We start from the raw sequence: 4,535 nt of genomic DNA, 5'->3' as shown, positions 1-4,535 counted from the left end.
AACGCCTCGACCATCTTGATCACACCCGCCACACCCGCAGCGGCCTGCGTGTGCCCGATGTTCGACTTCACCGACCCCAGCCACAACGGCCGCTCGGCAACGCGCCCCTGCCCGTACGTCGCCAGCAACGCCTCCGCCTCGATCGGATCACCGAGGACGGTCCCGGTGCCGTGGGCCTCCACCGCGTCCACGTCCGAGGTCCCGAGTCCCGCGTCGGCCAGCGCCGCCCGGATCACCCGCTGCTGGGAAGGGCCGTTCGGGGCCGTCAGGCCGTTGCTGGCACCGTCCTGGTTGACGGCGCTGCCCCGGACCACGGCGAGGACCGGGTGACCGTTCCGGCGGGCGTCCGACAGCCGTTCCAGCACGAGGACACCGACCCCCTCGGCCATCCCGATGCCGTCGGCGTCCGCCGAGAAGGGCTTGCACCGGCCGTCGGACGACAGGCCCCGCTGACGGCTGAACTGGACGAAGGGAGCGGGGGTGGCCATGACGGTCACGCCTCCGGCCAGGGCCAGATCGCACTCACCGGACCGCAACGCCCGCCCCGCGAGATGCACCGCCACCAACGACGACGAACACGCCGTGTCCACCGTCACCGCAGGACCCTCGAAACCGAACGTGTAGGCCACCCGCCCCGACAGGACACTGCCCGCGCTGCCGGTCATGAGCAGGCCCTCGACCTGTCCCGGTATCCGCTCCGGCGACGGCGCGTAGTCGTGGTACACCTGTCCCGCGAAGACGCCGGTGCGGCTGCCCTTCAGGCCGTTCGCGTCGAGTCCGGCCTGTTCCAGGGCCTCCCAGGAGGTCTCCAGGAGCAGCCGCTGCTGCGGGTCCATCGCCAGCGCCTCGCGCGGGGAGATGCCGAAGAAGCCGGCGTCGAAGTCGCCCGCGTCGTACAGGAAGCCGCCTTCACGCGTGTACGACGTGCCGGTGTGGTCCGGGTCGGGGTGGTACAGCGCGTCGAGGTCCCAGCCGCGGTCCGCCGGGAAGTGGCCGATGCCGTCGGCGCCGGTGGCCGTCAGCTCCCAGAGTTCCCCGGGGCCGGTGACGCCTCCGGGGTAGCGGCAGGCCATGCCGACGATCGCGAGGGGTTCGTCGGTGGGCGTGCTCGGGGCGGCCGGCTCCTCCCGCCGGTCCGTGTGGCCCAGCCGGTCGATCAGGTGGGCGGCCAGTTCGGTGGGGGTGGGGTGGTCGAAGACCAGTCCGGCGGCAAGGCGCAGTCCGGTCGCGTTGTTCAGGCGGTTGCGCAGTTCGAGTGCGCTGAGCGAGTCGAAGCCGATGTCGCGGAAGGCGCGGGCGACGGGGATCCGGTCGGCGGAGGAGTGGCCGAGGACGGCCGAGGCCAGGTCGCGTACGAGGGCGAGCGCCAGGTCGGCCCGCTCGTCCGGTGCCAGGGCCGCCAGACGCTCGGTGAAGGTGCCCTCGGCTCCTGCGCTCCCCGCGGGGCGCGCCGGGCGGACGAGTCCGCGCAGCAGGGCCGGGACGCCTTCGTCCGCCGCCTGTGCGCGTATCCCGCGCAGGTCCAGCCGGGTGGGGACGACGAGCGGCCCGGGTTCGGCGACCGCGCGGTCGAAGAGTGCGAGGGCCTCGGTCCCGGGCAGGGCAGCCACGCCGAGCCTGGCCAGCCTGGCGCGGTCGGTGGTGTCGAGCCCGGAGGCCATGCCCCCGCTGAGGTCGTCCTGTTCCCACAGGCCCCAGGCCTGGCTCTGTCCGGGCAGGCCGAGGCCGGCCCGGTGCGCGGCGAGTGCGTCGAGGAAGGCGTTGCCGGCGGCGTAGTTGGCCTGTCCCGCACCGCCGAGGAGGCCGGAGACCGAGGACATCAGGACGAACGCGGTCAGGGGCTCGTCCCGGGTGAGTTCGTGCAGGTTCCAGGCGGCGTCCGCCTTGGGGCGGAGCACGGTGGTGAGCTGGTCGGGCGTCAGGGAGGTGACGACGGCGTCGTCGAGGACGCCGGCCGCGTGCACGACCGCGGTGAGGGTGTGGTCGGCGTGGATGCCCGCGAGTGCGGTCCGCAGGGCGTCGCGGTCCGCGGGGTCGCAGTGCAGGGTGGTCGTCCGGCAGCCGAGGCCGTGCAGCTCGTCGGTGAGGCCGCCGGTGGCTTCCGCTCCTCCTCGGCTGACGAGGACGAGGCGCCGTACGCCGTGCTCCTGGACCAGGCGCCGTGCGATGAGCCGGCCTATGTGTCCGGTGGCGCCGGTGAGCAGGACGGTGCTGTCGGGCCCGAAGGGGACGGTGGTGTCCTCGGTCCGGCTCGTGACACGGGTGAGCCGGGGGGTGTGGGCCCGGCCCTCGCGCAGGGCGACCTGGGGTTCGTCGCTCGCGGCGACGGCGGGCAGCAGGCGCAGTGATGCGGGGTCACGGTCGGTGTCGGCCAGGAGGAATCGCCGGGGTGTCTCGGTGTGCGCGGTGCGCAGGAAGCCCCAGACGGTGGCGGCGGCGACATCGGTGACGGGGGCGGGGCCGACGGCTCCCTCGGTGACGGCGAGGAGGCGGGTGCCTGCCAGGCGTTCGTCGAGGAGGAGGCATCGGGCGGTCTCCAGGGCCGTGGCCGTGTGGCCGTGCGCTGCGCTCACCGTGTCGCCGTGCGGGTCGTGGACGGCCCAGACGAGGACGTCGGGCGCGGTGGCGCCGGCGTCGAGGGCGGCCCGCAGGCCGTCGAGGTCGCGGTGGGTGTCGGGGGCGGCGCCGAGGTGGCGCAGTGCGTCGAGGACCGGTGCCCCGTCGTCGGCCAGTACGGCCCAGTGCCCCGCGGGGCGGGTCCCGGCGGGCAGCGGCAGCGGTTCCCACGCGACGTCGAACAGCGCGCGGGCGGCCGTGGCGTGCGGACCGGTGAGCTGTGCGGGGTCGGCGGGGCGCAGGGCGAGGGAGGCGATGGCCGCCACCGGCTGCCCCGACGGTCCCGCGAGGTCGAGCGTGACGGCGGAGGTGCCGGACGGGGTGATGCGGGCCCGCAGTGAGCGGACTCCGGGGGTGTGTACGGCGACCTCGGTGAAGGCGTACGGCAGGCGCAGTCCGTCCTCGGGGCGGCCGGTGGCGACCACGGCGTGCAGGACGGCGTCGAGGAGCGCGGGGTGGAGGGCGAAGCCGGTGTCCTGCGAGGGTTCGGACGGGTCGTGTTCCGGCAGACGCGTCTCCGCGTAGGCGGTGCCGTCGGGGGCCTTCCAGAGGCGGGCGAGGCGCTGGAAGGCGGGACCGTAGGTGTATCCGTCGTCGGCCAGTTCGTCGTAGAAACCGGTGAGGTCGGCTTCGGTGGTGCCGGGGGGCGGCCAGTCCGCCGCCCAGTCGGGCGGGGCGGGGACCGCTCCGTGGCCGGCCCGGAGGGTGGCCGTCGCGTGGTGGGTCCAGGGCGTGCCGGGTTCCGGGGCTTCCTGACCTTCCTGACGGGTGTCGGCTCCCGGGCGGCTGTGCACGGTCGCGGTGGCGCGGTCGGGGCCGTCCGCGGTGACGGTCACCTGGAGGTCCGTGGCGTCGCCCTCGGGGGGCAGCGGCAGCGGGGTGTGCAGGGTGAGTTCGTCGATGTGGGGGGTGCCGTTGCGGGCGCCGGCGTGGGCCGTCAGTTCGAGCAGGGCGGTGCCCGGCAGCAGCGGGAGGGTGCCGACGGTGTGGTCGTAGAGCCAGCGGTGGCTCTGGGCGGTGAGCCGTCCGGTCAGCACCAGGCTCTCGTGGGCGGCGGTGCGCACGGCGGCGCCGAGCAGGGGGTGGCGTGCCGGGACGAGTCCGGCGGACGCGACGTCCGGGGCGCCGGTGCCGCTGTCGGGGGCGAGCCAGAAGCGCTCGCGCTGGAAGGCGTACGAGGGCAGCGTGACCCGGCGGGCACCGGTGCCGGTGTAGACCTGGGACCAGTCCACGGGGACGCCGTGGGCGAAGACGGCGCTCAGTGAGGTCAGCAGGCGTCGAAGGCCGCCGTCGCCGAGGAGCAGCGAGCCCACCACGACCGCGTCCCGGTCGGTCTCCTCCAGGGTGTGCGAGACGTTGCCGGCGAGCACCGGATGGGCGCTGCACTCCACGAAGGCGTCGAAGCCGTCGGCGGCCAGGGCCCGTACGGCTTCTTCGAACCGGACGCGGTGGCGGAGGTTGCGCACCCAGTACGCGGCGTCCGGGACCTCGTCACCGAGCCAGTCACCCGTGACCGTCGAGAAGAACGGCACCCGCGCCCGAACCGCCCGGACCGGAGCCAGATCCGCCAGCACACGGTCCGTCAACGCATCCACCTGCGGCGAGTGCGACGCGTAATCCACCGGAACACGACGCGCGCGCACACCCCGTGCCTCGCACTCCGCCACCAGCGCGTCCAGCGCATCCACACCACCCGAGACCACCGTCGACCCCGGACCGTTCACCGCGGCAACCGTCACCTCACCACCGCACGAAGCCAGCAGGCGCTCCACCTCGGCCAACGGCCGCTGCACCGCGACCATCCCGCCGTGGCCGGCAAGCTCCGCCGCGATGGCCTGGCTCCGCAACGCCACCACCCGCGCCCCGTCCTCCAGACTCAACGCACCCGCCACCACCGCAGCAGCAATCTCCCCCTGCGA

At 74.5% G+C, this 4,535-nt stretch carries 1 protein-coding gene; it reads right to left on the bottom strand.

Translation table 11 applies throughout. The annotated features are described in order from the left end of the window. On the bottom strand, positions 1 to 4,535 hold a 4,535-nt coding region (locus ABZ172_RS29995), incomplete at both ends, for an SDR family NAD(P)-dependent oxidoreductase (protein WP_356888497.1).

This window comes from Streptomyces sp. NPDC006296 (assembly GCF_040613235.1).
In the GTDB taxonomy this organism is placed as follows: Bacteria; Actinomycetota; Actinomycetes; order Streptomycetales; family Streptomycetaceae; genus Streptomyces.
Note: the sequence above shows the minus strand (reverse complement) of the source record. Positions and strands in the feature narration are given on the sequence as shown.